The sequence below is a fragment of the Corynebacterium sp. HMSC072D12 genome, assembly GCF_001813925.1.
Taxonomy (GTDB): Bacteria; Actinomycetota; Actinomycetes; order Mycobacteriales; family Mycobacteriaceae; genus Corynebacterium; species Corynebacterium aurimucosum.
The window spans coordinates 126,629-152,610 of the sequence record NZ_KV814415.1 but is presented as its reverse complement, the minus strand read 5'-3'; the positions used below and the strand labels follow the sequence as shown (position 1 = coordinate 152,610).

Annotated in this window: 23 protein-coding genes; 16 read left to right on the top strand and 7 right to left on the bottom strand. The window is 61.6% G+C overall.

Annotation, left to right across the window (positions count from 1 at the left end; genetic code table 11):
- Window positions 1–160 precede the first annotated feature (160 nt).
- From ftsZ to HMPREF2943_RS12530, 7 genes are all read left to right on the top strand, one after another.
- The gene (ftsZ, locus tag HMPREF2943_RS09855) at window positions 161–1,525 is read left to right on the top strand and encodes a cell division protein FtsZ (protein WP_070445299.1); all 1,365 of its coding nucleotides are present in this window, start codon (window positions 161–163) and stop codon (window positions 1,523–1,525) included.
- Between the two features lie 24 nt (window positions 1,526–1,549).
- The gene (pgeF, locus tag HMPREF2943_RS09850; RefSeq protein WP_070643702.1) at window positions 1,550–2,290 is read left to right on the top strand and encodes a peptidoglycan editing factor PgeF; all 741 of its coding nucleotides are present in this window, start codon (window positions 1,550–1,552) and stop codon (window positions 2,288–2,290) included.
- Complete coding sequence (locus HMPREF2943_RS09845; RefSeq protein ID WP_070643704.1) at window positions 2,290–3,000, top strand: YggS family pyridoxal phosphate-dependent enzyme; 711 nt, start codon at window positions 2,290–2,292, stop codon at window positions 2,998–3,000. The genes pgeF and HMPREF2943_RS09845 overlap by 1 nt, the downstream gene beginning before the upstream one ends.
- A gap of 67 nt (window positions 3,001–3,067) precedes the next feature.
- Complete coding sequence (locus tag HMPREF2943_RS09840) at window positions 3,068–3,490, top strand: cell division protein SepF (RefSeq protein ID WP_012715146.1); 423 nt, start codon at window positions 3,068–3,070, stop codon at window positions 3,488–3,490.
- 226 nt (window positions 3,491–3,716) lie between these two features.
- Window positions 3,717–4,028 carry a YggT family protein gene (locus HMPREF2943_RS09835; RefSeq protein ID WP_070643706.1) on the top strand — a complete coding sequence of 104 codons (312 nt, stop codon included), beginning with the start codon at window positions 3,717–3,719 and terminating at the stop codon, window positions 4,026–4,028.
- A 168-nt stretch (window positions 4,029–4,196) separates the two neighbouring features.
- Window positions 4,197–5,327 carry a DivIVA domain-containing protein gene (locus HMPREF2943_RS09830; protein WP_070711460.1) on the top strand — a complete coding sequence of 377 codons (1,131 nt, stop codon included), beginning with the start codon at window positions 4,197–4,199 and terminating at the stop codon, window positions 5,325–5,327.
- Between the two features lie 122 nt (window positions 5,328–5,449).
- Complete coding sequence (locus tag HMPREF2943_RS12530; RefSeq protein WP_167595650.1) at window positions 5,450–5,620, top strand: hypothetical protein; 171 nt, start codon at window positions 5,450–5,452, stop codon at window positions 5,618–5,620.
- Between the two features lie 116 nt (window positions 5,621–5,736).
- On the opposite strand, the gene HMPREF2943_RS09825 is transcribed toward HMPREF2943_RS12530, so the two are convergent.
- Window positions 5,737–6,810: an HNH endonuclease signature motif containing protein gene (locus HMPREF2943_RS09825; protein ID WP_070643711.1), complete on the bottom strand. Its 1,074-nt coding sequence runs from the start codon at window positions 6,808–6,810 to the stop codon at window positions 5,737–5,739.
- Between the two features lie 376 nt (window positions 6,811–7,186).
- On the opposite strand from HMPREF2943_RS09825, the gene ileS reads away from it, so the two are divergent.
- The gene (gene ileS / locus HMPREF2943_RS09820) at window positions 7,187–10,384 is read left to right on the top strand and encodes an isoleucine--tRNA ligase (protein ID WP_070711459.1); all 3,198 of its coding nucleotides are present in this window, start codon (window positions 7,187–7,189) and stop codon (window positions 10,382–10,384) included.
- A 190-nt stretch (window positions 10,385–10,574) separates the two neighbouring features.
- Here the strand turns inward: ileS and HMPREF2943_RS09815 are convergent, their stop codons facing one another.
- Both HMPREF2943_RS09815 and HMPREF2943_RS09810 read right to left on the bottom strand, forming a co-directional pair.
- A complete protein-coding gene (locus tag HMPREF2943_RS09815) occupies window positions 10,575–11,759 on the bottom strand; it encodes an MFS transporter (RefSeq protein ID WP_343884000.1) in 1,185 nt (394 codons plus the stop codon).
- Window positions 11,760–11,941: 182 nt separating this feature from the next.
- Window positions 11,942–12,583, bottom strand: coding sequence for a GntR family transcriptional regulator (locus HMPREF2943_RS09810; protein WP_070643720.1), 642 nt, complete (start codon window positions 12,581–12,583; stop codon window positions 11,942–11,944).
- A 150-nt stretch (window positions 12,584–12,733) separates the two neighbouring features.
- Here HMPREF2943_RS09810 and HMPREF2943_RS09805 point away from each other — a divergent pair, with 150 nt between their 5' ends.
- On the top strand, window positions 12,734–14,197 hold the full coding sequence (locus tag HMPREF2943_RS09805) for a DNA polymerase IV (RefSeq protein WP_070711457.1): 1,464 nt from the start codon (window positions 12,734–12,736) through the stop codon (window positions 14,195–14,197).
- Here the strand turns inward: HMPREF2943_RS09805 and HMPREF2943_RS09800 are convergent.
- Entirely contained in the window at window positions 14,194–15,129 is a 936-nt protein-coding gene (locus HMPREF2943_RS09800) for an asparaginase (protein ID WP_070445339.1), read from the bottom strand. The genes HMPREF2943_RS09805 and HMPREF2943_RS09800 overlap by 4 nt on opposite strands.
- Window positions 15,130–15,235: 106 nt before the next feature.
- Here HMPREF2943_RS09800 and HMPREF2943_RS09795 point away from each other — a divergent pair, with 106 nt between their 5' ends.
- Window positions 15,236–15,880, top strand: a complete 645-nt coding sequence (locus HMPREF2943_RS09795; RefSeq protein ID WP_070643729.1) for a WKL family lipoprotein — start codon at window positions 15,236–15,238, stop codon at window positions 15,878–15,880.
- 130 nt (window positions 15,881–16,010) lie between these two features.
- Here the strand turns inward: HMPREF2943_RS09795 and HMPREF2943_RS09790 are convergent, their stop codons facing one another.
- Window positions 16,011–16,958, bottom strand: a complete 948-nt coding sequence (locus HMPREF2943_RS09790; RefSeq protein WP_070643732.1) for a DUF6263 family protein — start codon at window positions 16,956–16,958, stop codon at window positions 16,011–16,013.
- Between the two features lie 32 nt (window positions 16,959–16,990).
- On the opposite strand from HMPREF2943_RS09790, the gene lspA reads away from it, so the two are divergent.
- From lspA to HMPREF2943_RS09770, 4 genes are read left to right on the top strand one after another with little or no spacing between them, the layout of a single operon-like run.
- Window positions 16,991–17,521 carry a signal peptidase II gene (lspA, locus tag HMPREF2943_RS09785; protein WP_070711456.1) on the top strand — a complete coding sequence of 177 codons (531 nt, stop codon included), beginning with the start codon at window positions 16,991–16,993 and terminating at the stop codon, window positions 17,519–17,521.
- Window positions 17,505–18,428 (top strand): RluA family pseudouridine synthase, encoded by a 924-nt coding sequence (locus HMPREF2943_RS09780; RefSeq protein ID WP_070445351.1) that lies wholly within the window; start codon window positions 17,505–17,507, stop codon window positions 18,426–18,428. The genes lspA and HMPREF2943_RS09780 overlap by 17 nt, the downstream gene beginning before the upstream one ends.
- Window positions 18,425–19,024, top strand: coding sequence for a hypothetical protein (locus tag HMPREF2943_RS09775; RefSeq protein WP_070643737.1), 600 nt, complete (start codon window positions 18,425–18,427; stop codon window positions 19,022–19,024). The genes HMPREF2943_RS09780 and HMPREF2943_RS09775 overlap by 4 nt, the downstream gene beginning before the upstream one ends.
- Window positions 19,025–19,057: 33 nt before the next feature.
- A complete protein-coding gene (locus HMPREF2943_RS09770; protein ID WP_070711455.1) occupies window positions 19,058–19,327 on the top strand; it encodes a permease in 270 nt (89 codons plus the stop codon).
- Here HMPREF2943_RS09770 and rarD read toward each other — a convergent pair.
- The gene (gene rarD / locus HMPREF2943_RS09765; protein WP_070711454.1) at window positions 19,324–20,226 is read right to left on the bottom strand and encodes an EamA family transporter RarD; all 903 of its coding nucleotides are present in this window, start codon (window positions 20,224–20,226) and stop codon (window positions 19,324–19,326) included. The two genes, HMPREF2943_RS09770 and rarD, sit on opposite strands and share 4 nt — an antisense overlap.
- A 65-nt stretch (window positions 20,227–20,291) precedes the next feature.
- Here rarD and dnaE point away from each other — a divergent pair, with 65 nt between their 5' ends.
- Together dnaE and HMPREF2943_RS09755 are read left to right on the top strand one after the other, a co-directional pair.
- Window positions 20,292–23,867 (top strand): DNA polymerase III subunit alpha, encoded by a 3,576-nt coding sequence (dnaE, locus tag HMPREF2943_RS09760; protein WP_070711522.1) that lies wholly within the window; start codon window positions 20,292–20,294, stop codon window positions 23,865–23,867.
- A 112-nt stretch (window positions 23,868–23,979) separates the two neighbouring features.
- Window positions 23,980–25,176 carry a cobalamin-independent methionine synthase II family protein gene (locus tag HMPREF2943_RS09755; protein WP_070445363.1) on the top strand — a complete coding sequence of 399 codons (1,197 nt, stop codon included), beginning with the start codon at window positions 23,980–23,982 and terminating at the stop codon, window positions 25,174–25,176.
- 108 nt (window positions 25,177–25,284) lie between these two features.
- On the opposite strand, the gene HMPREF2943_RS09750 is transcribed toward HMPREF2943_RS09755, so the two are convergent.
- On the bottom strand, window positions 25,285–25,911 hold the full coding sequence (locus HMPREF2943_RS09750; protein WP_070445366.1) for a hypothetical protein: 627 nt from the start codon (window positions 25,909–25,911) through the stop codon (window positions 25,285–25,287).
- Window positions 25,912–25,982 lie beyond the last annotated feature (71 nt).

The window sequence follows — 25,982 nt, the reverse complement described above, 5'->3', positions numbered from 1 at the left end:
TGTCAGCAACCCTAAAGTAGAGGTTGAGGGTACCGACACGCGGCAAAATGTGCGCCGAAATTACCCCATTGTCGTTAAAGATGGATGTAACCGCCTCTCACGAAAAGAGGCGCCTCCTCGTTTACATTAAAACCTTATTCGAAAGGCAAGAGACCCTCGTATGATCTCATCTAGCAACAATCTCGCGGACATCAAGGTCGTCGGCGTCGGCGGCGGCGGTGTCAACGCTGTCAACCGCATGATCGAAGAAGGGCTCAAGGGAGTCCAGTTCGTGGCGATCAACACCGATTCCCAGGCGCTGATTTTCTCGGATGCGGATACCAAGCTCGACATCGGACGCGAAGCTACCCGCGGCCTCGGCGCCGGCGCTAACCCGGAGGTAGGAAAGACCTCCGCGGAGGATCACAAGACCGAAATCGAAGACGCCCTCCAAGGCTCCGACATGGTCTTCGTCACCGCTGGCGAGGGCGGCGGAACCGGTACCGGCGCAGCCCCTGTCGTTGCCTCCATCGCAAAGAAGATGGGCGCTCTGACCGTCGGTGTCGTTACCCGCCCGTTCAAGTTCGAGGGCGCGCGCCGCACCCGTCAGGCCATGGCCGGCATCGAAGAGCTGCGCGAGGTCTGCGATACCCTCATCGTTATTCCGAATGATCGTCTCATGCAGCTGGGCGGCGAGGAGCTGTCTATCGTCGAAGCCTTCCGCGCCGCCGACGAAGTCCTGCACAATGGTGTGCAGGGTATTACCAACCTCATCACCATCCCGGGCATGATCAACGTCGACTTTGCGGACGTTCGCTCCGTCATGTCCGACGCCGGTTCCGCCCTCATGGGCATCGGTTTTGCTCGCGGGGATAACCGCGCGCTCAACGCTGCTGAGCAGGCCATTAACTCCCCGCTGCTGGAGTCCACCATGGAGGGCGCCAAGGGCGTTCTGCTGTCTATCGCTGGTGGCTCCGACCTGGGCCTCCACGAAGTCAACGCGGCTGCCTCCATGGTGGAGGAGCGCGCCGACGAGGACGCCAACATCATCTTCGGCACCATCATCGATGACAACCTTGGAGACGAAGTTCGCGTTACCATTATCGCCACCGGCTTCGACGCGCAGGCCAATATGACCTCCCAGCCGGCGCAGTCTGGCCAGGCACAGCAGCAAGGTTCGGAGGCTACCCCGGCCGCACGCCCGGGTTCCCTCTTCGAGAACCGTGCTGAAGCACAGCCTGAGAGCCCCGCCGCGCCGCGCACCGAGGCCCCGCGCGAAGAGTACACCCGTGCCGAGCCGCAGCGAGCTGAGTCCCAGCGCATCGGCCGCGAGGAGTACACCCCGCGCCACTCCTACGAGCGCGAGCAGCCGGCTGAGCCAGCCCCGTCGAGCGGACTGTTTACCACCTCGGATCGCTTCCGTGGCGAAGAGTACCGCCGTGGTGCCGATGACGAGTACCGCCTCTCGCGCCCCGCTGAGCGCAACAGCCGTGACTTCGATGACGATGGCGACGACGATCTCGACGTGCCGTCCTTCATGCGCTAGTCCCAGCCAGCTACTCTGGAGTGCATGCCAGTAAACGAGGAAGCACACGCAGCACGACGCCCCGTCCGCATGGTGTTTACAACCCGTGCCGGCGGGGCGTCGTCGTCCCCCTATGACTCTTTCAACTTAGGCGATCACGTCGGCGATGACCCCGCCGCTGTGGCCGCCAATCGCGAGAGACTTCTCCGAGCAACGGGATTAGAGGACATCGTGTGGATGGAGCAGCTGCACACCAATACCGTGACGGTCGTGGGCGCCGAACACCGCGGCGCGAAGGAGCCCGTGCCGGCCACCGATGCGGTGGTGACCACCGAAAAACGCCTGGGGTTGGGCGTGCTCGTGGCTGATTGCACGCCGGTGCTGCTTGTCGACGTCTCCGCGGGCGTCATCGGTGCCGCCCACGCCGGGCGCCTGGGCGCGCGCAATGGAATCGTTCGGAACACGGTCAACGCGATGATTGAGCTGGGGGCTACCCCTTCGTCGATCCAGGTGCTTATGGGGCCGGCCGCTTCTGGGCGTAACTATGCGGTTCCGGAGCAGATGGCGGAGGACGTCGAGAAGCACCTGCCCGGCTCCAAGACCCGCACGGCGTCGGGTACCTGGGGCGTCGACGTGCGCGCCGGTGTGATCCGCCAGCTGATGGGCATGGGAGTCACGGCCATTGAGTCGGACCCACGCTGCACGATTGAGGACACAGATTTCTTTTCATATCGCCGCGAGGGCGTTACTGGACGCCAAGCCGGCGTGATTTGGTTGGAGGATTAATGACTAATAACAACACCGCGCGCCGCGAAGAATTGCGGGCCGGCCTGGCGCGCACCCGTTCGGATATTCACCGCTTTGCTGAGGCCGCTGGCCGCCCCGCCCCGCAGCTGCTGCCTGTGACGAAGTTTCACCCGGCCGAAGACATCGCGCTGCTAGCGGAGCTAGGGGTAACGGATGTGGCAGAAAATCGCGAGCAGGAGGCCCGCGCCAAGGCGGAGGTCTTGCCCGAGATGCGGTTCCACATGATCGGCCAAGTACAGACCAAGAAAGCGAACCACGTGGCCCGGTGGGCGCATAGTGTTCACTCGCTTGACTCAGAAAAACTCGCCAGAGCACTCGACCGCGGCGTGGCTCTTGCCCAGGAGCGCGGCCAGCGTGAGGACACGCTTCCGGTCTATATTCAGGTCTCCGCCGACGGTGATACCGCGCGTGGTGGCTGCCCGCTAGAGGGGGTATCCGCTCTGGTGGATCTGGTCGAAGATCTGGAGAACCTGCAGCTGTGTGGCTTCATGGTGGTTCCACCGCTGGAGAGCGATCCGGCGGAGGTTTTCACCCAGGTGAGGGCGCTGACGGATGAGGTGGCGGCCAAGCTTGGGCGAGACCTGAAAATGTCCGCCGGAATGAGCGCTGACATGGAGCCGGCGATTGCATCTGGAACAGATGTCGTGCGTGTCGGAACCGGAATTATGGGAGAGCGCCCGCTAGGTTAATTGTCATTGTAAAAGTGCATTACAAGACAGCAAATGAACAGCACACTAGGTCAGAGGGAGACCCAGAATGTCACTGATTGATAGGACTAAAGAGTTCTTCGGGCTAGGCCCGATGGACATGGACGCCGACGATGCTTACTACGCAGACGAGCGCGCTTATAGCGCTCCGGCGTATGCACCTTCCTACGAAAAGCAGGAAGAGGAATTTGTCCCGACTATCGTGGCGCTGTCGCTCGTTTCCTTCGACGATGCAGCGAAGGTTGGCGGCCCCTTCCGTGACGGTGACGCAGTGGTCTTCGAGCTCACTGACGCTGATCGCGGCTCCGCAAAGCGCTTCGTTGACTTCGCTGCTGGCCTCTGTTTTGCACTGGAAGGCCGCATGAAGAACCTGACGAAGGGCGTGGACACCAGCCGTAAGGTTTTCGCTATCGTGCCGAAGGGCGCCGATATCTCCACTGTTGAGCTCGAACGCGCAGCGCACCTGCGCTAAAAACTTCGCGCTTTAACCGCTTCAGCGCCTATTTTCCCCTGTGTTGGCTAAAGGGGAGGGGGCGATGGGGCGTTTGTTGGTTTTCTCGCTATTTCCCTAGCGGTCTAAGCGGAGCGGTATTCTCGGCGGCGGTGCGGCTGCCGCGGTGCCATCTCTGTTCGCCGAGGGCGAACCCTCGGGCAGGGGAGTACCGTCCGCGGGGGTGGTTCGGATAGGCTCGGGCACTGTGAATGCTTTAGGTTCAATTCTGCTCGTCGCCGTGAGTCTTTACTCGTGGATTTTGTTGGCGCGCATCGTCATCGAGATGATTCAGTCTTTCTCGCGCCAATTCAATCCGCCCCGCTGGTTCATGATGGTTGCCGAGGTGCTCTTCGTCGTCACTGACCCGCCAGTTAAGGCGCTGCGTAAGGTTATTCCGCCGCTGCAGCTAGGAGGCATTGCGCTCGACGTTTCCATCATCGTTTTGTTCCTGCTTTTGTCCATCCTTTCGCAACTTATTGGCTGGCTATTTTTCAGCCCCAATGGGCTTGCAATGTAATAAACGGGTGTATTAAACCCTCCTGTTAACGTTGAGACTCGTGCCAGCGTTAGATAATGTGTTGATTCGGATACAATGAGTTACCACAATCCGTATTATTAACCGCATATGTACCCGGCCTCTGGACCCTCTAGAGGTTTGACCGATTCGTAAGGGGAAGAGAAGTCAATGCCACTGTCACCAGCTGATGTACACAACGTCGCTTTCAGCAAGCCGCCAATTGGCAAGCGTGGCTACAACGAGGATGAGGTCGATCAGTTCCTCGACCTCGTTGAGGATGCTCTTGCTCAGCTGCAGGATGAGAACGATGATCTCCACGCCCAGGTTGAGGAACTGAAGTCTCAGGCTCCGGCTCCCGCTGCTGGCGGCGCTTCTGCCGCAAAGGTCGATGAGGCCGCCGTACGTAAGGAAGTCGAGTCCAAGCTGCGCGCCGAGTACGAAGCAAAGCTGGCTGACTCCAAGAACGAGATTGCCAAGGCCAAGGAAGAGACCAAGCGTGCGCAGGAGCAGGCGAAGGCCGCCCAGGCACAGTCCGCCCAGGCACCGGCTGCTCAGGCACAGGACAACTCCGCGGAGCTTAAGACTGCTCGCGAAGAAGCTGCTGCCGCCAAGCGCGAGCTCGAGGCCTCCAAGAAGGAGCTGGAGCGCACCAAGAAGGAGCTGGAGTCCGCAAAGAAGAACTCGGCTGCTTCCACCACTGCCTCCTCCGCCGCTGCTGTGGCTGGTGCAGGTGCCGCTCAGTCCACCGAACAGGGCCTCGCCACCCCGGATACCCACATGCAGGCCGCCCGCGTGCTGGGTCTGGCTCAGGAGATGGCGGACCGTCTTACCAGCGAGGCTAAGGCTGATTCCGAGTCCATGCTCGCTGAGGCTCGTACGGCTGCAGAGAAGCAGCTTGCCGACGCCGACTCGCACTCCAAGGCCCAGCTTGCTGACGCCCAGAAGCGCTACGATGCACAGCTGCAGGAAGCCGATACCCGCTCCAAGAAGCTGGTGGCGGATGCCGAGAACAAGGCAAAGCAGACTGAGTCTGACGCAACGTCCCGCGCCGAGGCACAGATTCGCCAGGCTGAGGAGAAGGCAGCTGCCCTGCAGGCAGATGCCGAGAAGAAGCACACCGAGGTCATGAACACGGTCAAGCAGCAGCAGACCGCTCTGGAGGCTCGCATTTCCGAGCTGCGTACCTTCGAGCGCGAGTACCGTACCCGCCTCAAGACCCTGCTGCAGTCTCAGCTTGAGGAGCTGGAGTCCCGCGGCACCGCTGCTCCCAACGGTGAAACCGGCAAGTCCAACAATTAATCAGTGAATGAACGGCGTCCCTGCGGGGGCGCCGTTATTCTTTTATGTAGGTATACGTTCGTAGGTATACATTCTTTGTAAAGCACAGAGCCCTTAATCATTGGTGGGGAAGGAGAGCACGCATGCTTATCGGCGCATTGCTGTTGGCCTTTGTCGCTTTCTTGGCCTTCGTGAACTACATCCTCACTGCCGCTGAGTGGTCTTTGTACCTACTCTTCGCTTCCGCCGGGGTGGGCATTGTTCTTTTCATCGCAGACACCGTGATTAAACTCCGCCGCAAGCACGACGAGTAGCCCGGTCCCGCAGAAAACCTGTAGCGCGCGTATCTCGGACACGACGAGTAGCCCTCGGTCCAGTGATAATTCTGGGTGGAGGGCTGCTTGTGCGAAGACTCCTAGTTGTGTAGCTCCTAGTCGTTTCTTTCCGGGGTGCCGAATAGCCCGGGAGGCGCTTGCAACGGCGTGGGCGGTGGGGGAGGGCCGTGTGTCCTTTTCGCTTTACCCCCGACCCGAGCCATGCGGCCGCGACCCGGCGGCGCATTCGGATCATCCTGGTTCACCCCGTTGTGATAGGGGCAGAGCATCACCAGGTTTTCTTGGTTGGTGTACCCGCCGTTCTTCCACGCGATGAGATGGTGAACCTGGCATTCATCGGCCGGTTTCATGCACTTATCCCACGCGCAGACTGGGAACTCGGCCATAGCCATAATGCGTTGCTTGATGCTGGCCGAGCGCTCCTCGTAGTAGAGGTTGACCGGCCCGTGATAGGGGTGGAAAAGGGTCGCGAGTGCGCCTTCTTTATCGATCTCATCGGCGATGACCTTGTTGAGGTATTCCGCGCCGGTCATCGTGGCACCGTTGGTCATGTGAAGGGTGATTTCCTCGCCGTCACCGTCGAGAATCTTTGTCATGGCCTCCAGTGGTACGAGGATATTAGTCTGCAGGCCGCGGCGCGGGGCAGCACCTTTGAAGAAGGCCTCGCGGATGGACTTGAGGGGGCGTTCGCGGTCGATGGCGTCGCTAAGCTCTGCAATCAGGTGCGAGGGACCTGTTATTGCCATCGTCCACGGTGCATTGCGGCGGCGATAAACAGTCACGCCCTCTTTCGGCGTGGGTGGTGCCGAGTGTTCCTTGAGCTTCTTTTTCGCCAGTGTTTCCATCGCGAGGGTATCGGCGCTCGTCCGGCAGAGTTCTAGACGCAGTTTCCAGCTCAACGCTTGTGTTTTGGCTTTGCGGGCATAGCGGTCGATGATCTCCAAGGTAGGCAAAGAATGCCTGCGTTGGCGCGCTGCCTTCACTGCGTCACGTTGCATCCGCGTCATGGCGGTCTTGCCAAAGAAGCTCGTATGCAGCCGTACCAACTCCGCCGCGGTTTTGTCTGGGGAACCGGCGGCGATGAGGTCTGCTTCAGACATGCCTTCGCACTCGGCGACGACATCGATGCCGGCCCCGAGTGCGTTGAGGAAAGTCTGTAGCGCGTTCATATTTGTGGAGCTTAAAACACCTTATGACCTGTGCGCATTAGAAAAAATGTTCCTGTGGAAAACCTTATCCCAGGTGCCTCTTTTATGTACTGGCGTTTCTATTTTGAGGCTTTCGGGAACCTGGGCCGGTGAAAACTTGACCGCCTCGCTATACTTTTAGGCGTATGCAGTGAGCCGGCTATCACCGGGGAGCATTCCGGAAGAACGTGCTGTGCTGTCAGCCTGTACTGTCAGCGGAGCATTATTAGAACCGGGCGGGTAGGGACCGTCATCTCCTTCACATCAACGAAGCGGGGCGCCTCGGTGCCCAAGCGGGGTGGTACCGCGAGCCGCAAGGCGCGTCCCCGCCACAGCGAACGAGTGAAGGAATTTTTAGATGAGTAATAACCCCGCGAACGTCGGCAGTGTTTATCCCAAAGTCGATATGACTGCTGGGTCTTCCCGTTTCCCCGATATGGAGCAGGAAGTCCAGAAGTACTGGAAGGGCGACGACACCTTTAAAGCCAGCCTCGAGCAAACCGAGGGCTGCCCCGAGTACGTCTTTTATGATGGCCCTCCGTTTGCCAACGGCCTGCCGCACTACGGTCACCTGTTGACCGGTTACGTCAAGGACATCGTCCCGCGCTACCGCACCATGGCCGGCAACCACGTCCCGCGCGTCTTCGGCTGGGACACCCACGGTCTGCCGGCGGAGCTGGAGGCAGAAAAACAGCTCGGCATCACCGATAAGGCCCAGATCGAGGAGATGGGCTTGGAGAAGTTCAACGAGTACTGCGCCAAGTCCGTCCTCGAGTACACCGATGAGTGGGAAGAGTACGTTAACCGCCAGGCCCGCTGGGTGGACTTCGAGAACGGTTACAAGACCATGGACTTGAACTACATGGAGTCCGTGATGTGGGCGTTTAAGGAGCTCTATGACAAGGGCCTGATCTACCAGGGCTTTAGGGTACTGCCGTACTCCTGGGCTGAGCATACTTCGCTGTCGAACCAGGAGACGCGCCTGGATGATTCCTACAAGATGCGCCAGGATCCGACCCTGACGGTGACCTTCCCGGTAGCTGGCGCTGTGGAGGGAAGCGCAGCGCAGAAGACGTTGGCGGATAACGCCGAGCTTGCCGATGCCTCCTTCCTCGCCTGGACCACCACCCCCTGGACCCTGCCGTCCAACCTGGCGCTGGCGGTCCACCCGGAGGTCGACTACGTCTTGTTCAAGGCCACCGAGGGCAACTTTGCTGGCCGCACCTTCATCATGGCCGAAGCGCTCACCGGCACCCTGGCCAAGGAGCTGGGTGAGGCGGAAGTTCTCAAGACGTTCAAGGGCGCTGAGCTAGAGGGCTTCAAGTACCAGCCCATCTTCGATTTCTTCCCGGATGTCGAGAACGCCTACCAGCTGCTGCTCGCAGATTACGTCACCACCGAGGACGGTACCGGCGTGGTTCACCAGGCTCCGGCCTTCGGCGAGGACGATATGCTCACCTGCCAGAAGTACGGCGTGGGCCTGGTCATCCCGGTGGATGAGGACGGTAAGTTCACCTCGCAGGTGCCACCCTACGAGGGCCAGCTGGTCTTCGACGCTAACAAGCCCATCATCAAGGACCTGAAGGAAGCTGGCCGCGTGGTGCGCCACGTAACCATCGAGCACTCCTACCCGCACTCCTGGCGCTCCGGCGAGCCGCTCATCTACATGGCTCTGCCAGCATGGTTCGTCAAGGTGACCGAGTTCCGTGACCGCATGGTGGAGCTCAACCACAACGAGATCGAGTGGCTGCCGGAGCACATCCGCGACGGCCAGTTCGGCAAGTGGCTGGAGGGCGCTCGTGATTGGAACATCTCCCGTACCCGCTACTGGGGCGCTCCGATCCCGGCGTGGATCTCCGATGACCCGGAGTACCCGCGCGTGGATGTCTACGGCTCTCTGGATGAGCTGGAGCGTGACTTCGGCGTGCGTCCTACCAGCCTGCACCGCCCGCACATCGATGAGCTGACCCGCCCGAACCCGGATGATCCGACGGGCAAGTCCACGATGCGCCGCGTGCCGGATGTGTTGGATTGCTGGTTTGAGTCCGGTTCCATGCCCTTCGCACAAAAGCACTATCCGTTTGAGAACAAGGAGTGGTTTGAGAGCCACTCGCCGTCGGACTTCATCGTGGAGTACTCCGGCCAGACCCGCGGCTGGTTCTACGTCATGCATGCGCTGTCCACCGCGCTCTTTGACCGCCCGGCCTACAAGAAGGTTGTGGCCCACGGCATCGTTCTGGGCAATGACGGCCTGAAGATGTCCAAGTCCAAGGGCAATTACCCGAACGTCAACGAGGTCTTTGACCGCGATGGTTCGGATGCCATGCGCTGGTTCCTCATGTCCTCGCCGATCTTGCGCGGTGGCAACCTCATCGTCACCGAGCAGGGCATCCGTGAGGGCGTGCGCCAGGCCATCCTGCCGATCTGGAATGCCTACACCTTCCTGCAGCTCTACGCTTCCCAGGACGCGACGTTCGATGTCAGCTCCACCAACGTTCTGGACCGCTACATCTTGGCCAAGACGCATGACTTGGTGAAGAACACGAATGATGCGCTGGCGAATACCGATATTGCTACGGCAACCGAGGAGGTTCGTCTCTTCGCGGATGCCTTGACCAACTGGTACGTGCGCCGCTCCCGCGACCGCTTCTGGGAGGGCGAGGAGACCCACCCGGAGGCCTTCAACACCCTGTACACGGTCCTGGAGACGGTCTCTCGCGTGGTGGCTCCGTTGCTGCCGCACGTGGCTGAGGTCATCTACCGCGGCCTGACCGGTGAGCGCTCTGTGCACTTGGCTTCCTACCCGAAGGCCGAGGACTACCCGGCTGACGCGGACCTGGTGGCCGCCATGGATGCCACCCGCGCGGTGGCTTCGGCGGCGTCGTCTGTGCGCAAGTCCAATAAGCTGCGCAACCGCCTGCCGCTGCCGAAGCTGACCGTGGCGATGCCGGATTCGGCTCGCTTGGCCGACTTTAAGGACATCATCCGCGATGAGGTCAACGTTAAGGACGTTGAGCTGACCGATGACGTCGATGAGGTTGGCACCTTCGAGGTGGTCTGCAACGCCAAGGTGGCAGGCCCGCGCTTGGGCAAGGACGTACAGCGCGCCATCAAGAACCTGAAGGCGGGCAACTACGAGCGTGACGGCGAGGAGGTTATCGTTGACGGCGATATCCGCTTGACCCCGGATGAGTACACGGAACGTCTCAAGGCTGCGAACCCGGAGTCCACGGCGCGCGTGGACGGCGTGGATGGCTTGGTGGTATTGGATACCAACGTCACCGAAGAGCTGGAGGCTGAGGGCTGGGCGGCGGATGTCATCCGTGGCCTGCAGGATGCCCGCAAGGCCGAGGACTTCGTGGTCACCGACCGCATCACCGTGGTCCTGTCTGTCCCCGCGGAGAAGGAGGAATGGGCCAACCGGCACCGCGAGCATATCGCGGCGGAGGTGCTCGCTGTCGACTTCGCTGTGACGACCGAGGCTCTCGCGCCTAGTGCTGGCCAGAACGTCCATGATGTTCTTAAGGGCGTGACCGCCACGGTGGCTAAGGCCTAAGGCGACAACAGCGACGTAAACGGTTGCAGAAAAGCTCCGCTTCCCGGATGCGGGAGGCGGAGCTTTTAGCGTCTGTGCACAGGAAGCGCAGGGCAGCCTAAGGAAGGACGCCGTGGTTACGGGATGTTCGGGAGGTTGCCCTGAGCGTAGGGGTGTCTCGGGAAGATGCAGTGATTGTGGGGGGTCTGCGCTAGCGGCGGGTGCCGGGCAGGTGCGCGCGCCAGGCAAGGATAACGTTGATGAGGCAGACCAGCGCCAAGAAGCTGCCGATACTGAACAACGCGGTGAAACCTATGTAGGGTGCAAGCGCGCTGAAGGCCATGGGGATGAAGAAGCCGGTGTAGGAAATGGAGTAGTACACGGCGGTCAGGCCGGCGAGCTCGCGCTCGCCCGCGATGCGCTGGACTTCAGACAAGCCGGCGACGAGAGCTAGGCCGTATCCCGCACCCATCGTCGCAGCGGCTGCGATGCCGAGCGGGAGGGAGAGCGAATGAGCGGCGAAGGCCCCGAGGATGGCGCCGACGGTGATGACGAACATGGCCAGCGCCGAGGCGCGTGCAGACTGATGGGTATCCACCAGACGGCCCAACATCTGGACGGCGACACCGCAGCCGAGGGTGATGACAGTCATCAGGCCGGAGAAAGCGATAGGGGCATCACCTGCCGAATCGGACAAGAGCTGTGGCAGCAGCGCATAGGCTGCTCCCGCGCAACCGAATACCCACGGGGCCACGGGGACGACGACGCGCAGGAAACGCTTGTGAGCAACGGCCGGGATATGCAGCATCTCCAGCATGTCGCGCACCCGCAGCTCCAAGACTGTGGTCTTGACGTCGCCTCGGCTGGGCTGGCGGGTCTCCGGGGTATGCAGGATCCACACGGCGGTCAGTAACGTAAGCAACATGTGGAGGATATAAGCCGTGTGGGTCGGCCATGGGCCCCACTGAGCCAGTACCGAAGCGATACCTGCGCCCACGAGGAAGCCTGCGGTCAAGCACAAGGACGCTTTGCGGGCGCCTGTCGCCGGGTCCCCGCCAGCACGCGTGATGAGCTCTGTAATCCACGTTGAGCCCACGGCCATGACCAAACCCAAAGCCATGCCGCACAGGACGCGCCCCAGCGCAATGATGAGTGGCTCGTTGGGGGCGATGGACAGCAAGAAAGAGCCTGCCAATGACAGCGGTGCCGCGGGGAGCAGCAGGGGGCGGCGGCCAAGCAGGTCGGATAGTGGGCCACCAATCAGCAGGGCGGGGATAATACCTACGACATAGGCGGCGAGAAGCCCATTGACCGTAACCTGGGAAAAATTGGAGGTCTCGCGATACATCACCAGCAGCGGGGTGAACTCGTTTCCGCCCCACGCCACGGCAATCATTGAGCCAGCGACGGGGTACCACGCACGCTTTGGTAGCGGCGCTTCGAGGGAGCGGATGGGCGACCCTGTGCAGGCAGAGCTTTCAGTGCCTTCAGAGCTTTCGGTAGTGGTGTCGGCTTCTGTACAGGCGTCGGTTTGGGTAGCGGGCGCCTCGACAGCAGAGCTCGAATGCGCGGATACAGTCACAGTTGCTTCCTTGAGGAGTTGAGGTGGGAATGGAGTTCGGTCAGGTAGGAGTCGATGTCGCCGGTGCGGAGGGCGTCGGCAAGCACTGCGTGCTGGGCCACGAAGGCGCGGGCCTTCTCAACGCTGCGGCCGATGGCGGTGGCGGTAAAACGCTGTTGGCGCTCGCGCAGCGTGTGGCCGAGGTGCGCCAGCAGGCGGTTGCCGCCGTTGTCCATGATGGTTTGGTGAAACTTAGCGTCTAGTTGGGTATAGGTGCCCAGATCGCCAGCGTCGAGGGCGGCATTTTGTTCCTCGATGGTGGCATCGAGGACATCGGCAATGAGTTCACGTTCCTCGGGGGATAGCCCGCAGATGTGGCGCGCAGAGTTCTCGTCCACGAGGAGGCGGGCCTCGTAGACTTCTCGGATCTCGCGGGGGCTAATCGGCACGACCAACGCGCCACGTTTGGGATAGAGCTTCAAAAAGCCTTCCACCTCCAAGCGGAGGAAAGCCTCGCGCACCGGGGTTCGGCTCATCCCTAGCTCGGCGGCTAGGGCGGCTTCGGAGAGCATGTCCGAGTCATCGACCTCGTCATCGATGATGCGGCGCTTGAGGTGCTCATAGGCCCTTTCAGCGGCAGGTACCTTGTCTTTTTGCATGTATACATGATGCATGCAAGCGGGGTTTGGTGTCTAGCGCCAAGCGCCAATCGTGGGGCATAGATCACTTATGCCGCGCATGAGAGCTAGTTCTCTTTGCCTGCCTAGGGCTTCCTTGTGGATGCGAATATATGTTTTAGACTTGTAGTTATGCAGCGCTGGGTTCTTCACATCGACATGGATGCGTTCTATGCCTCGGTGGAACAGCTGACTCGGCCCACCCTGCGCGGTCGTCCGGTGCTGGTGGGAGGGACGTCCGGCCGCGGGGTCGTCGCGGGTGCTTCCTATGAGGCGCGCGCTTATGGCGCGCATTCCGCCATGCCCATGTTCCGCGCGCAGCAGCTCGTGGGTTTTCGTGCCGTGGTGGTGCAACCTCGCCGAGCAGTCTATTCGGTGGCTTCGCGCCGGGTATTTGAGATCATTGCGGAGCACGCTGGGGTCATCGAGCAGCTTTCCATCGACGAGGCCTTCATGGAACCTGAGGCACTAGTCGGTGCCTCAGCCGACGAGGTTCGTGAGTGGGCAGAGAACCTGCGCCGCGTGATTCGAGCGGAGACGGGCCTTCCCAGCTCTATTGGTGCGGGTGCGGGAAAGCAGAGCGCGAAGATCGCCTCGGGGGAGGCCAAACCGGACGGCACCTTCGTTGTTCCACGAGAGCGCTTCGAGGAGCTCATTCACCCGCTGCCGGTGGGAAAGCTGTGGGGTGCGGGGCCGGTCACCCAGCAGAAGCTTGCCGCCATCGGAGTGGAGACTATCGGCCAGCTGGCCGCAATGAGCCGCAAGGAAGTCGAGATTTCGCTCGGCGGTGTGGTGGGTGTGCAGTTGTGGGAGCTTGCCCAAGGGATTGATGAGCGTCCAGTTGCCCCGCGCGCGATTGCCAAACAAATCTCCACCGAGTTCACCTATCCCACCGATCTGCGCACGGCGGCAGAGGTAGATGCGGCGCTGATTCGCGCGGCGCATGGCGCTCATTCCCGTTTGTTGAAGGATGGTCGCGGCGCGCGCACGGTGACGGTGAAGCTGCGGATGGCGGACTTTCACATCGAGTCACGCTCAGCCACCTTGCCCTATGCGACAGATGATCTGAAGGTGCTCGAAGCCAAAGCGCTGAGTTTAGCGCGCTACCCAGAAGAACTCGGTCCTATCAGGCTGGTGGGCGTGAGCTACTCAGGGTTGGAGGAGGCCCGCCAAGACGTGCTCTTTCCGGAACTAGACCGTGAGATCGTGCGCCAGGACCCAGACACGGACTATGAAACCGGGGTCAGCGATTATCTGCCGGGCAGCACGTCCACCCCAGTCGATGTCTCCTCCACTGCAGATTCCGAGGAATCGCCGAGCCGCAAATGGCGTGCTACTCAGGACGTTTATCACCCCGACTTCGGCCACGGTTGGATTCAGGGTGCGGGCCACGGAGTGGTCAGCGTGCGCTTTGAAACCCGCGCTACGGGCCCGGGGTTTGTGCGCTCCTTCGCCGCTGAGGATGAAGAGCTCCGCCCAGCCGATCCGCTGGACTCCTTGGCCTGGGAGGACGTCCTGCCGGACAATGATGCCGAGCTTGACGGTGACGTCGCCCCCGAGGGGGCGGTAGAGGCCCCACCACGCGAGGACAATTAGCCCGCGGTATAGGCCGTGCTGGTTGGTGCCTTACTAAACATCTCTGCCACCGGCGTGCCTGTAGCAAGTGCCGCAGCAAGCATAATGCGGGCCTGCCCGGCGCGGAATCCGCCGGCGGCCACCGCGCCCATCTCGCCCAAGGTGGCGCCACCGCCAGCGCCGCCATAGGCCAGCTTGGTATTCCCGTAGGGAGTTCGGGTGCTGATCACCACGGGCACGCCCGCCTGCAGCGCGCGGGTCACCCCGGCACCCATCTCCGCGCCCATGTTTCCCGAACCCATCGCCTCGATGACGAGGCCGGAGGCGTGTTTAAGGGAGGCGTCGACAAGCTCGGCTGATGCCCCTGGGTAGGCCGCGATGATCTCAACGGGGTGATTGGCCAAGGGCGCTAGGGGGAGGGGCGCTAAGGTGGAGACTCCCACCGGCAATTCCTCAAAGCCGTTGAGCTGCGAAGTATGCCACTTGCGCGCACCGCGCCCAGGGATAGTCTTGCCGCCGAACTGCACCCACACGCCCGGCTTGCCGGAGCGCAGAAGCCCATAGGCCTCGCGCAGGTTGCGCGGGCCATCACCGGCCGGGTGGTCGAAGGCGCGCTGGGCGCCGGTGAGCACGATAGGGCCATCGCCTAAGTCAAAAAGGGACAAGGCCAGCGCGGTTTCCTCCATGGAATCGGTGCCGTGCGTGATGAGGACGCCGTCGATGTCTGGGCGGGAGAGCTGTTCGCGAACGCACAACAGGAGCTCATCGAGGTCGGCCAACGTAATTGAGCTGGAATCTAGCGCGCGGAATTCCACCACCTCAATGTCGTGCGTGCCGCCGTCAGTGCCCAGAGAAGCGGCCAGTTGCTGGCCGCTAACGGTGGGGACTAGGGAACCGTCACGGACCGTCGTACAAGCGATGGTGCCACCGGTGGCGATGAGGGCAAAGGTCATGCCAGCAGGCTACTACAGCCACGCACCTGCGCGGGAAACCCAGGGCTGGGTTCACGGACGCTAAAGTAAAAAGGATAAACCACGATCCCCTACGTGAGGAGTATTTGTGAAATCCTTCAAGCTGAGCGCCGCCGTCTTGGCTCTGGGCGCCGCGACTGTCCTGTCCGCCTGCTCGTCTTCTGAGGATGCAGCGAGCGAGAGCAGCACCGCCGCCAAGCCTTCGGGCGAAACCTCCGCCTCGCAGGTTGTCTCCACCGAGATGCCCACTGTGGAGCAGCTCAACGAGATTCTGTCCAAGGCCGCGGACCCGAACCTTCCCCAGGAAGAGAAGGTGCAGCTGGTCCAGGGTAGCGAGACGGCGCCGGAGCTTTTCGACGTCATGTCGCAGTCCCAGGCCGAATCCGGTGCCACCTTCGAGGTCGTGGCCCCGGTCATTCCGGGCCTCGTGCCGGATTCCGCGCTGGCGACCGTCCACATCAATACCCCGGATGGTCAGCAGCAGACCGCCGACCAGGTGGAGTTCATCAACGAGAGTGGTACATGGAAGCTGTCTAAGACCTGGGCTTGTGTTTTGGTCACCAACATCGTCCCGCCGGAAGAGGTTCCGGAGATGTGCGCCGATTCCGTGCCGGAAGACGCAGCGGCGCCTGCCGACGCCCCCGCTGAAGGCGAGGAAGCGCCAGCCGAGCAGGCCCCTGCCGAGGTGCCTGCAGAGGACGCTGAGGCTCCCGCTGAGGCCCCAGCTCAGTAAGCTCGGCCGACAAAAACCTCAGCGCCCACCACCCACTGGCTTTTCTGCCAGTCAGGTGGTGGGCGCTGTGTTGTCTGGAAACCCGTGACGCGGCTGCCGCGTGCAGCGGCATAGGCGCTGAGCGCGCTAGCTAGTCGGTTGTGAACTCCATTTCGGTGGCGCTGGTCTGCACCACGCGAAGATCGGAGCCTTCCGCACCATAAGAAATGGCGGTGGTCACAGAGACATCGCCGGCGGTGGGAAGCGGCTTGGTCAGATCAACTGTGACCGAGCCTTCCGAGGTGGAGGTGTGATCGAGCACCTTGAGTTCTTTGCCCTGCAGTTCCTCGGGGGCGTCGGCACCGTCAAAGGACAGCGCGCCCAGGGAAGGACGCTGCTCCACCTTGACGCTGAGGGTGGCGGTATCCCCGTCCAGCTTGTCCAAGGTATATGTCGTGGTTTGCAGCAGCGTGGATTCGCCAGTGACGCGCGATTCCACCATCCATGTCGCGCCGGGGCCGATTTCCTCATCTGGGAAGACGATGGGCAGGGAGGTCAGGCTGGAGATAGCGCGCTCGACTGTGCTGCGGGCCTGATCGGTTGCTGCCTGCGGGGCCGCTAGGCGCAGAGAATTCATCTGTCCGGTATCCGTACCACGCCACCCAAACTGGAAACCCTCGGCGGAGGAGACATCCGTGCCGTCAGCCTCGGGCTTGCCCACGGTGACGAAGGCGTTGCGGCTCGCCGGAAGCTGGCCTTCGACGTTCTCGGTGGCAGCTTCCACCGAAGCCTGCAGCGGAAGAGTGACCGTATCCTCGGTCGCCGGCGAAGGGGCAGCGCTGCCATCTTTGCGCAGCTGCTGGTCGAAACCCGTGGCGACCTTGTAGGTCAGCTCCTGAGAAGCATCGAGATCCTGATAAGCCAGAACGCGGCTGGCACCGTCACCGGGCTCCAAGAGGGTGACGCGCGGGGCGTCGAGGGCCAAGCCGACCGGTTCTTCGACTGGCTTGGACGGCTGGGAATAGGAACAGCCGGCGAGCGCGCCGCTTACTCCTAGGACGGTGGCGGACAGGACTGCTAGAGCTCTCACACGAAACACGCATTCCAAATTACCGGATGAGCCTGTTTAGAATGGAACGGGTGAAAGCAAGGAGTTATATCGGAGTGATGGTTGCGGTGGTGCTCGGTGTGGCTGCCGTCGACCAAGCCGTGAAGGCGCTGATGCTGTCCATCCTCACCGAAGGGGAAGCCTTACCGGTGTTCGGTGACTGGTTCCGCTTCTACCTTTTGTTTAACCCCGGCGCGGCCTTCTCCATGGGAGGGGAGGGCTCGACGTGGCTGTTTACCACAATCCAATTGGCCTTCATCGTTGGCGTGGCCATCGCCGCTCCGCGTATCCACGACAAGTGGCAGGCCATCGGGCTGGCAATGATCGCTGGCGGCGCGCTGGGCAATTTCATCGACCGCCTGGTCCGTGAGCCAGGGTTCTGGTTCGGCCACGTCGTGGATTATATCTCCGTGGGCAGCTTCGCAGTGTTCAATATCGCGGACGCGGCAATCACCTGTGGCGTGGTGGTTTTCATCATCGCGATGTTCTACTCAGAGATGAATGAGAAGTCGGAAGAGCAGGAAGCGGGGGAGTGTAATGCGCGAAAGCCGTAGGTTGCCGGTACCCGAGGGCCTCGATGGCATGCGCGTGGACGCTGCCTTGGCCAAGCTCCTGGGTATTTCCCGCGCCCGAGTGGCCCAGTTGTGCACGGCGGGTGACGTGGAAATCGACGGCGAGGCAGTGGGCAAGTCCGAGCGCTTAAACGCCGGCGGGTGGATCGACGTCATGATGCCGGCGCCTGAGGAACCACTTGTCCCCAAGGAGGAGCTGGTGGAGGGCATGGATGTCCTCTATGTCGACGAGGACGTCATCTGTGTGTTCAAACCGGTGGGGGTGGCCGCGCACCCGACGTTGGGCTGGGATGGCCCCACCGTCATTGGCGGGCTGCGGGCGGCGGGCTATGCGCTTGCCGACGCCGGCCCTACCGAACGCAAGGGCATTGTCCACCGCCTCGACGTGGGAACCTCCGGCGTCATGGTGGTGGCCGCCAGTGAGCGTGCCTACTCCCAACTCAAGAACGCCTTCCGCGAGCGCACCGTGAAGAAGACCTATCACGCCGTGGTCCAAGGCTTGCCGGATCCCATCGTGGGGACCATTGATGCACCCATTGGCCGTCATCCTTCGGCGGGCTGGAAATTTGGGGTCGTCGATGACGGCAAACCGGCGGTGACACATTACAAGCTGCTGGAGGCCTTCCGCGAGGCTAGCCTCCTCGAAGTTCATTTGGAGACCGGCCGAACCCACCAGATCCGCGTCCACATGTCCGCCACCGGGCATCCCTGTGTGGGTGATCCGATGTATGGCTGTGACCCGAACCTGGCCAAGCGCGTGGGGCTTAACCGCCAGTGGCTGCATGCGGTAAAGCTCGGATTTACCCACCCGGGTACTGGCAGGTGGTTTGAATGCACCGCACCTTATCCCGAGGACCTGAAGCACGCCGTGGAGGTTTTGCGCGGATGAGCCCGCAGCGGAGCACGCGCCAGCGCATCTATCGGCGCCGCCGGGCCGCGGCGCTGGTGCTGTTGGCGGTGCTGGCGCTGGTGGTGGTTCTCGCTTTCGGCCTCCTTGGCACCCAGCCCCGCGCGGCGCTGCAAGGAGACCAGCTGGGGCCGGATGGAACCGAGACTGCTGCTGAATATCGCGAACGCGCGGAGGCCTCACTAGCGCAGGCGGACGAGCCAGCCTATGCCCTGGTGGGTTTTAGCGAGGCGCTGAGCGCACAGGAGGTCTCCGATGCGCTGAGACCAATCCAGCGCATGGATGCCATCGTGATCGGGCTGGCCGCCCCCATTGCAGTTCCCGAACCTGTCACTGGCGCCACGCGCGTCGACGTCCTCGATACCGTCCTGTCCCGCGTGTCCGACCATGCCCGTGACATGGGGGAGGAGGCACCATCGGAGGTCGACGCCGTCGTGGTGTATTCCGATGGGAGTCAGTTGCGCGCCCTCGCCTCCGACCCGCGGGTCGATACCGTGGAGGTCGCGCCCGAGGATGCCGCATGGGGCTCCTTCGGCGTGCGCCCGCCCGCCAACGTCGGACAGAATGAGAACCGCTAGAACAGCTACCGATAGAACAACCAAGGAGAAGACATGCGCCTATTTCCCAACACCTCCGAGTGGCCGCCGAACTACCGCTTTGCCTACCTCTTGATGTGGGCGGGCGCGTTCATCGCCTCTGGGGCCGCCATCGCGCAAGGGATCTGGGGAGCAGACAAGCTCGCCTTCGGCATTCTCATCGTGGTGGCCATCTACTGCATCGCCATGGCCATCCTCATGCCGCGGTGGGCGCTCAACGCGCGCGAGGAATCCGCCCGGCGTGCCCGGGCTCGGGAGGCGCGCGACGAGCTGAAGCGCCGCTAGTCCCGGCTGGGGGTTGTTTTCTCTGCGGGGTGGAGGCGGGCGCGGCGTCGAGAAGCGCGGCCCATGCGCACCAAGTCCGCCAGGTAAATGATGACCGCTACCCAGATGATGGCGAAGCCGATCCAGCGTTCCGTGGACATGTGTTCCTGGGTGACAAACAGCGCCCACAGCATCTGCATGATGGGGGTCATGTACTGCAGCATGCCGAGGGTAGACAGACGCAGGTGCTTAGCGCCCTGGGCGAAACACAGCAGCGGCAGGGCGGTGACGAGGCCGGAGGTAACCAGCAGTGCGATGTGCCCGGGCCCTTCGGTAGTGAAGGTGGATTCGCCCTGTGCCTGGAGGTAGCCCAGGTAGATCAGCGCGAAGGGGAGCATGACCAAGGTTTCCGCGGCCACAGAGCCCATCGAGGAAACCGTGATGCGTTTCTTGAGCAAACCATAGATTCCGAAGCTGAAGGCCAAAGCCAGCGAATAATAGGGGGCCTGACCGGTCATGAAGGTCAGCCACAACACTGCGATGAAGGCGATGCTGACCGACGCCACCTGCGCCTTCGTCAGCTTCTCCTTGAGGAAAATAATGCCGAGGGCCACGGAGACGAGAGGGTTGATGAAATAGCCCAGTGCGGCATCGGCCACGTGATCGCTGTTGATGGCGATGACATAGGTGCCCCAGTTGATGGTGATGGCCACGCCACAGGCAAACATCCACCCCCAAGTGCGCAGGCTGAACGCTTTCAGCTCGCGCCAGCCACCTGTCACCAGCAACACTGCGGTGACGAGAACGGCGGTCCACACGATGCGGTGGGCCAAAATCTCAAACGGGCTGGCGGGGCGCAGCAGCGGGAAGAACGCTGGGAAGAAACCCCACATGAGATAGGCAGCAATGGTGTAGAACATTTAAGAAAATGTACCTTAACGAGGACCTACGAGCGAAGTTTGACGTCCCCGCTAAGATGAGCCGCATGGCCAAAAACTCCTCCTTCGTCCACCTGCACAACCACACCGAGTTCTCCATGCTGGATGGCATGGCCAAGGTGGACATGTTGGCTGATGAAGTGCTACGCCAAGGCATGCCCGCGGTCGGCATGACCGACCACGGCAACATGTACGGCTCCAACGCCTTCTACCAAAGGATGACGAGCGCCGGCGTGAAGCCCATCATCGGCATCGAGGCTTACCTGGCGCCCGAGTCGCGCTTCAACAAAAAGCGCGTGTTGTGGGGAACACCGGATCAGAAGCGCGATGACGTCTCTGCCTCCGGTGCCTACCTCCACCAGACCATGCTGGCGGAGAATGAAACCGGGCTGCGCAACCTGTTCAAGCTGTCCTCTTTGGCCTCCTACGAGGGTCAGCTAGGTAAGTGGCCGCGCATGGACGCCGAGCTGATTGCCGAGCATGCTGAAGGCATCATCGCGACCACCGGGTGCCCTTCCGGCGATGTGCAGACCCGCCTGCGCTTGGGGCAGTTCAATGAGGCGCTCGAAGCTGCTGCCATGTGGCAGGACATTTATGGCAAGGACAACTTCTTCCTAGAGCTCATGGACCATGGGCTGGACATCGAAAAGCGCACGCGTGACGGTCTGCTGGAGATCGGCCGCAAGCTGGATCTGCCGCCGTTGGTGACCAATGACTGCCACTACGTGCTGGAATCCCAGGCGCCCTCCCACGAGGCCATGCTCTGCGTGCAGACGGGCAAGACGTTTATGGACCCGGACCGTTTCAAGTTCGACGGCACCGGCTACTACATTAAGACTGCTGCGCAGATGCGTGAGCTGTGGGACCACATGGTGCCGGAGGCCTGCGATAACACCCTGTGGATTGCCGAGCGCGTGCAGGACTATGGCGCGATTTGGGAGGAGCACACCCATGACCGCATGCCGATTGCCGACGTCCCCGAGGGCTACACCCCAACCTCCTGGCTAACTCACGAGGTGATGGAGGGACTGAAGGATCGCTTCAACGGTGGGGATGTGCCGCAGGAGTACATCGACCGTGCTGAGTACGAGATCAGCGTCATCGATATGAAGGGCTACCCTTCCTACTTCCTCATCGTGGCCGAGCTCATCAAGCACGCGCGCTCCATCGGCATTCGCGTTGGTCCGGGCCGTGGTTCGGCGGCCGGTGCGCTCGTGGCCTACGCGCTGACGATTACCAACATTGACCCCATCGAGCATGGCCTGCTCTTCGAGCGATTCTTGAACCCGGAGCGTCCGTCCGCACCGGATATCGATATCGACTTCGATGATCGCCGCCGCGGCGAGATGATTACCTACGCCGCCGAGCGGTGGGGCGAGGACAAGGTTGCCCAGGTGATCACCTTCGGTACCGTGAAGACCAAGCAGGCCATTAAGGACTCCGCCAAGGTGCACTTTGGCCAGCCGGGCTTCCAGATGGCGGACCGCATCAACGGCGCCCTGCCACCCGCGATCATGGCCAAGGACATCCCGCTCGCCGGCATCACGGACCCAGAGCACGAGCGCTATTCGGAGGCGGCCGAGGTCCGGCAGATGATTGAGACTGACCCGGACGTCAAGAAGATCTATGAGACCGCCCGCGGCCTCGAGGGCGTGGTCCGTCAGGCCGGCGTGCATGCCTGCGCGGTGATTATGGCCTCGGTCCGGCTCATGGACCACATCCCGATGTGGAAGCGCCCAGCCGACGGCGCCTACATCACCGGCTGGGACTACCCGGCCTGTGAGGCCATCGGCCTGCTGAAGATGGACTTCTTGGGACTGCGCAACCTCACCGTGATCGGTGACTGCCTGGAAAACATCAAGAAAAACCGCGGCGAGGAAGTCCACCTAGAAGACCTCCATGCCGACGACCCGAATGCCTCAAAGGTCTATGACCTGCTGTCGCGCGGCGATACGTTGGGCGTGTTCCAGCTCGACTCGGGCGGCATGCAGGAGCTGCTCAAGCGCATGAAGCCAACGGGCTTTAAGGACATCGTGGCGTCACTGGCGCTCTACCGCCCGGGCCCGATGGGTGTGAACGCGCACTGGGATTATGCGGACCGCAAGAACGGCCGCAAGGAAATTACCCCAATTCACCCCGAGCTGGAGGAGCCGCTCAAGGAAATCCTCGATGAGACTTACGGTCTTATCGTGTACCAAGAGCAGATCATGCGTATCTCGCAGAAAGTGGCAAACTACACCGCCGGCGAGGCAGATGGCTTCCGTAAAGCCATGGGTAAGAAGAAGCCAGAAGTGCTGGCCCAGCAGTATGACAAGTTCTGGGGCGGCATGAAGGACAATGGCTACTCCAAGGAAGCAATGGATGCTCTGTGGGGCACCATTGAGCCCTTCGCCTCCTACGCGTTCAACAAGTCCCATGCCGCGGGTTATGGTTTGGTGTCCTTCTGGACGGCCTACCTCAAGGCCTACTATGCGCCGGAATACATGGCCGCACTGTTGACCTCGGTGGGTGATAAGAAGGACAAGTCCGCTATCTACCTGGCTGACTGCCGCCACCTGGGCATCCGCGTGCTCTCACCGGACGTTAATGAGTCGGTGGAGACCTTCCAGGCTGTCGGCGAAGATATTCGTTTCGGCATGGGCGCTATCCGCAACGTCGGCGGGGAAGTGGTGGATTCCATCGTGAAGACCCGCCGGGAGAAAGGGGCTTTCACATCCTTCTCCGACTATCTGGACAAGATTGAGCTGGCGGCCTGTTCGAAGCGTGTCACCGAATCCCTCATTAAGGCTGGTGCTTTCGATTCCCTGGAACACCCACGCAAGGGCCTCATGCTTATTCATGAAGACGCCGTGGATTCGGTGCAGACGACCAAAAAGGCAGCCGACAAGGGGCAATTCGACCTCTTCGCTGGCTTCGGAGGCGGGGATGAACAGGGTGACTCTGTTTCTGCTTTTGCCATCGATATCCCGGAGGAGAACTGGGACCGTAAACACGAGCTGGCTCTGGAAAGGGAGATGCTCGGCCTGTACGTGTCTGGCCACCCGCTTGATGGTTTCGAGGAAGCACTGAATGCGCAGACGGATACCCCAATTACCAAGATCCTCAACGGCGAAGTGGGCAATGGCCAGGAGCTCGTGATTGGCGGCATTATCTCGGGCGTTGACAGGCGCTTTTCCAAGCGCGATGGCTCGCCCTGGGCCATCGTGAGCATCGAAGACCATAACGGCGCCCAGGTGGATATCCTCGTGTTCAACCAGGTGTACTCGCTGGTAGCCCCGCAGATCGCTGAAGACAACATCATCCTGGCCAAGGTCCAGGTGAAGATCCGCGATGAGCGCATGTCCCTGTTCTGCTCCGATATCCGCGTTCCCGATTTGGGGCCGGGTAACGGTGCCGGTCTGCCGCTGCGCCTGACCATGCGCACGGATCAGTGCACCATGGACAACATTGCGCGGCTGAAGCAGGTCTTGGTCAACAACAAGGGTGAGTCTGAGGTGTACCTCACGCTTGTCGACGGCGAAGAGTCCACCATGATGGTCCTCGGCGAACATCTGCGCGTGGAGCGCTCCAGCAACCTCATGGGTGATCTCAAAGCGACGATGGGCGCCGGAATTCTCGGCTGAGGTAACACCCCGCATTCGTGTGCTGAATAAAAGTACAGAATGAGGCGGGCTGTGCTTCGCCCGTGGGTTACGCTAGACAGCACAGTCTAGTTGAAAGGGAGGCCGTTTCCTCATGGTCAATAAGATCCGTACCACTCACGTCGGCTCGTTGCCGCGCACGCAGGAGCTGTTGGACGCTAACCTCGAGCGCTCCGCCGGCACCATCTCCGATGAGAAGTTCCACGAGATTCTGGAGCGCTCGGTCGCTGACGTGGTCAAGCGCCAGGTTGATCTCGGCATCGACATCATTAACGAAGGCGAATACGGCCACATCACCTCTGGCGCTGTGGACTATGGCGCCTGGTGGAACTACTCCTTTACCCGCCTGGGTGGTCTGACCATGACGGACAAGGACCGCTGGGAGATCGGTGACAAGATCCGCTCCGAACCGGGCAAGATTCGCCTCTCCTCGATGAAGGATCGCCGCGACCGCGCCCTGTTCGCGGAGGCCTATAACGACCCGGATTCCGGTATCTTTACCGGCCGCAAGAAGGTTGCAAACCCGGAGTTCACCGGGCCGGTTACCTACATCGGCCAGGAGCAGGTCGAGGCTGACGTGAAGCTGCTTGCCGATGCCCTCCCCGAAGGCACCGAAGGCTTCGTCGCCGCACTGTCCCCGGGCGCTGCGGCCCGCCTGCCCAACAAGTACTACGAGGATGAGTCCGATCTCGTGCGTGCGTGTGGCGAGGCGCTCAAGGTGGAGTACAAGGCCATCACCGATGCCGGCTTGACGGTGCAATTCGACGCCCCAGACCTGGCCGAAGCCTGGGACTCGGTGGTTCCGGAGCCGACGGTCGAGGATTTCCAGGCCTTCTTGCGCGAGCGCATTGAGATCCTCAACGAGTCCATCAAGGATATCCCGCGTGAGCAGACCCGCCTGCACATCTGCTGGGGCTCCTGGCATGGCCCGCACGTGACGGATATTCCTTTCGAGGACATCATTGAGGAGATCTTGCAAGCCAAGGTCGGCGGCTTCTCCTTCGAGGGCGCCTCGCCGCGTCACGCGCACGAGTGGCGCGTGTGGAAGGACCACAAGCTGCCGGAGGGCACTGTGATCTACCCGGGTGTGGTTTCGCACTCCACGAATGCTGTGGAGCATCCGCGCTTGGTGGCCGACCGCATCATCCAGTTTGCTGAACTGGTGGGCCCGGAAAACGTGATTGCATCGACGGACTGCGGCCTCGGCGGCCGTTTGCACCGCCAGATTGCGTGGGCCAAGCTGGAGTCCCTCGTGGAAGGTGCCCAGATTGCTACCGAGGAGCTGTTCTAAGCAAGGAGTAGCTCCCCCCCTCAGCCAGCAGCTGAATACCACGCGCGAACCCTAACAACAACGCGCGAACCGTATAGGTTCGCGCGTTTCTTTTCGTTGGGGCAGCGGCTATTTCGCAGCCGCCTTCTCGTCTTCCTTCTTCTGGGAGTTATCCCAGTAGAAGCCCTGGCTCTTCAGGAACGCACGCAGGCCGTCGAGGACGGATGGGTCGAATTGCGCGACCACGGTCAACGCATTAATCGCGACGGCGACCAGCGCGATCGTGCCGCCGACCCAGGCAAAGACCTCCTCGGCCGTGTCATTGGGGCGCGCAGACTGCACCCAGTCGGGCATCTCGTCCCATTCCTTCTCCAGCGCCGCGTCCTTTTCTGCCTGGACGCAATCTGGTTCTGCGGGCATACCGGAGGAACCATAACCGTTAAGGATGCCGAGCCCGAGCTCCTGCGGACCCATGAAGGAAGAGCCCGCGGTGCCATCAGCCACCGCCTTTTCGTGCTCCTCTTGCGCCTTGCGTACCTGGTTCGCACACTCCTCGGAAAGATCAGAGGTGTCGATGCGTCCGACGTTCATCGAGCTTCCACCGTTTGGACCCTCGGAGCTTCCGCCCGTGGAGCTTTGGCTCAGGGAGGACGAGGAGGACTGGCTGCTCTCAGCTGATTCGGCGGCTGAGGCCAGCGGGGTGACCAATGCCATCGTCGTGGCACACACTGCGATTAGTGAGGTGGAAAGGCGCATAATCAGGGGTTCTCCTTGGGAAGGGTGCGAAAGGAAGTACGAGAAAAAAGGGGGAGGGTTGTCTCAAACCC

What these genes read in the sequence shown, in the direction of transcription:
- dnaE (WP_070711522.1), top strand. Translation starts at nt 20,292, where the DNA reads ATGGCCAAAAACTCCTCCTTCGTCCACCTGCACAACCACACCGAGTTC.
- HMPREF2943_RS09830 (WP_070711460.1), top strand. Translation starts at nt 4,197, where the DNA reads ATGCCACTGTCACCAGCTGATGTACACAACGTCGCTTTCAGCAAGCCG.
- HMPREF2943_RS12530 (WP_167595650.1), top strand. Translation starts at nt 5,450, where the DNA reads ATGCTTATCGGCGCATTGCTGTTGGCCTTTGTCGCTTTCTTGGCCTTC.
- HMPREF2943_RS09775 (WP_070643737.1), top strand. Translation starts at nt 18,425, where the DNA reads ATGAGCCCGCAGCGGAGCACGCGCCAGCGCATCTATCGGCGCCGCCGG.
- HMPREF2943_RS09770 (WP_070711455.1), top strand. Translation starts at nt 19,058, where the DNA reads ATGCGCCTATTTCCCAACACCTCCGAGTGGCCGCCGAACTACCGCTTT.
- HMPREF2943_RS09810 (WP_070643720.1), bottom strand. Translation starts at nt 12,583, where the DNA reads ATGCAAAAAGACAAGGTACCTGCCGCTGAAAGGGCCTATGAGCACCTC.
- HMPREF2943_RS09780 (WP_070445351.1), top strand. Translation starts at nt 17,505, where the DNA reads ATGCGCGAAAGCCGTAGGTTGCCGGTACCCGAGGGCCTCGATGGCATG.
- pgeF (WP_070643702.1), top strand. Translation starts at nt 1,550, where the DNA reads ATGCCAGTAAACGAGGAAGCACACGCAGCACGACGCCCCGTCCGCATG.
- HMPREF2943_RS09845 (WP_070643704.1), top strand. Translation starts at nt 2,290, where the DNA reads ATGACTAATAACAACACCGCGCGCCGCGAAGAATTGCGGGCCGGCCTG.
- ftsZ (WP_070445299.1), top strand. Translation starts at nt 161, where the DNA reads ATGATCTCATCTAGCAACAATCTCGCGGACATCAAGGTCGTCGGCGTC.
- HMPREF2943_RS09805 (WP_070711457.1), top strand. Translation starts at nt 12,734, where the DNA reads ATGCAGCGCTGGGTTCTTCACATCGACATGGATGCGTTCTATGCCTCG.
- HMPREF2943_RS09815 (WP_343884000.1), bottom strand. Translation starts at nt 11,759, where the DNA reads ATGATTGCCGTGGCGTGGGGCGGAAACGAGTTCACCCCGCTGCTGGTG.
- lspA (WP_070711456.1), top strand. Translation starts at nt 16,991, where the DNA reads ATGGAACGGGTGAAAGCAAGGAGTTATATCGGAGTGATGGTTGCGGTG.
- HMPREF2943_RS09825 (WP_070643711.1), bottom strand. Translation starts at nt 6,810, where the DNA reads ATGAACGCGCTACAGACTTTCCTCAACGCACTCGGGGCCGGCATCGAT.
- rarD (WP_070711454.1), bottom strand. Translation starts at nt 20,226, where the DNA reads ATGTTCTACACCATTGCTGCCTATCTCATGTGGGGTTTCTTCCCAGCG.
- HMPREF2943_RS09755 (WP_070445363.1), top strand. Translation starts at nt 23,980, where the DNA reads ATGGTCAATAAGATCCGTACCACTCACGTCGGCTCGTTGCCGCGCACG.
- HMPREF2943_RS09800 (WP_070445339.1), bottom strand. Translation starts at nt 15,129, where the DNA reads ATGACCTTTGCCCTCATCGCCACCGGTGGCACCATCGCTTGTACGACG.
- ileS (WP_070711459.1), top strand. Translation starts at nt 7,187, where the DNA reads ATGAGTAATAACCCCGCGAACGTCGGCAGTGTTTATCCCAAAGTCGAT.
- HMPREF2943_RS09750 (WP_070445366.1), bottom strand. Translation starts at nt 25,911, where the DNA reads ATGCGCCTTTCCACCTCACTAATCGCAGTGTGTGCCACGACGATGGCA.
- HMPREF2943_RS09840 (WP_012715146.1), top strand. Translation starts at nt 3,068, where the DNA reads ATGTCACTGATTGATAGGACTAAAGAGTTCTTCGGGCTAGGCCCGATG.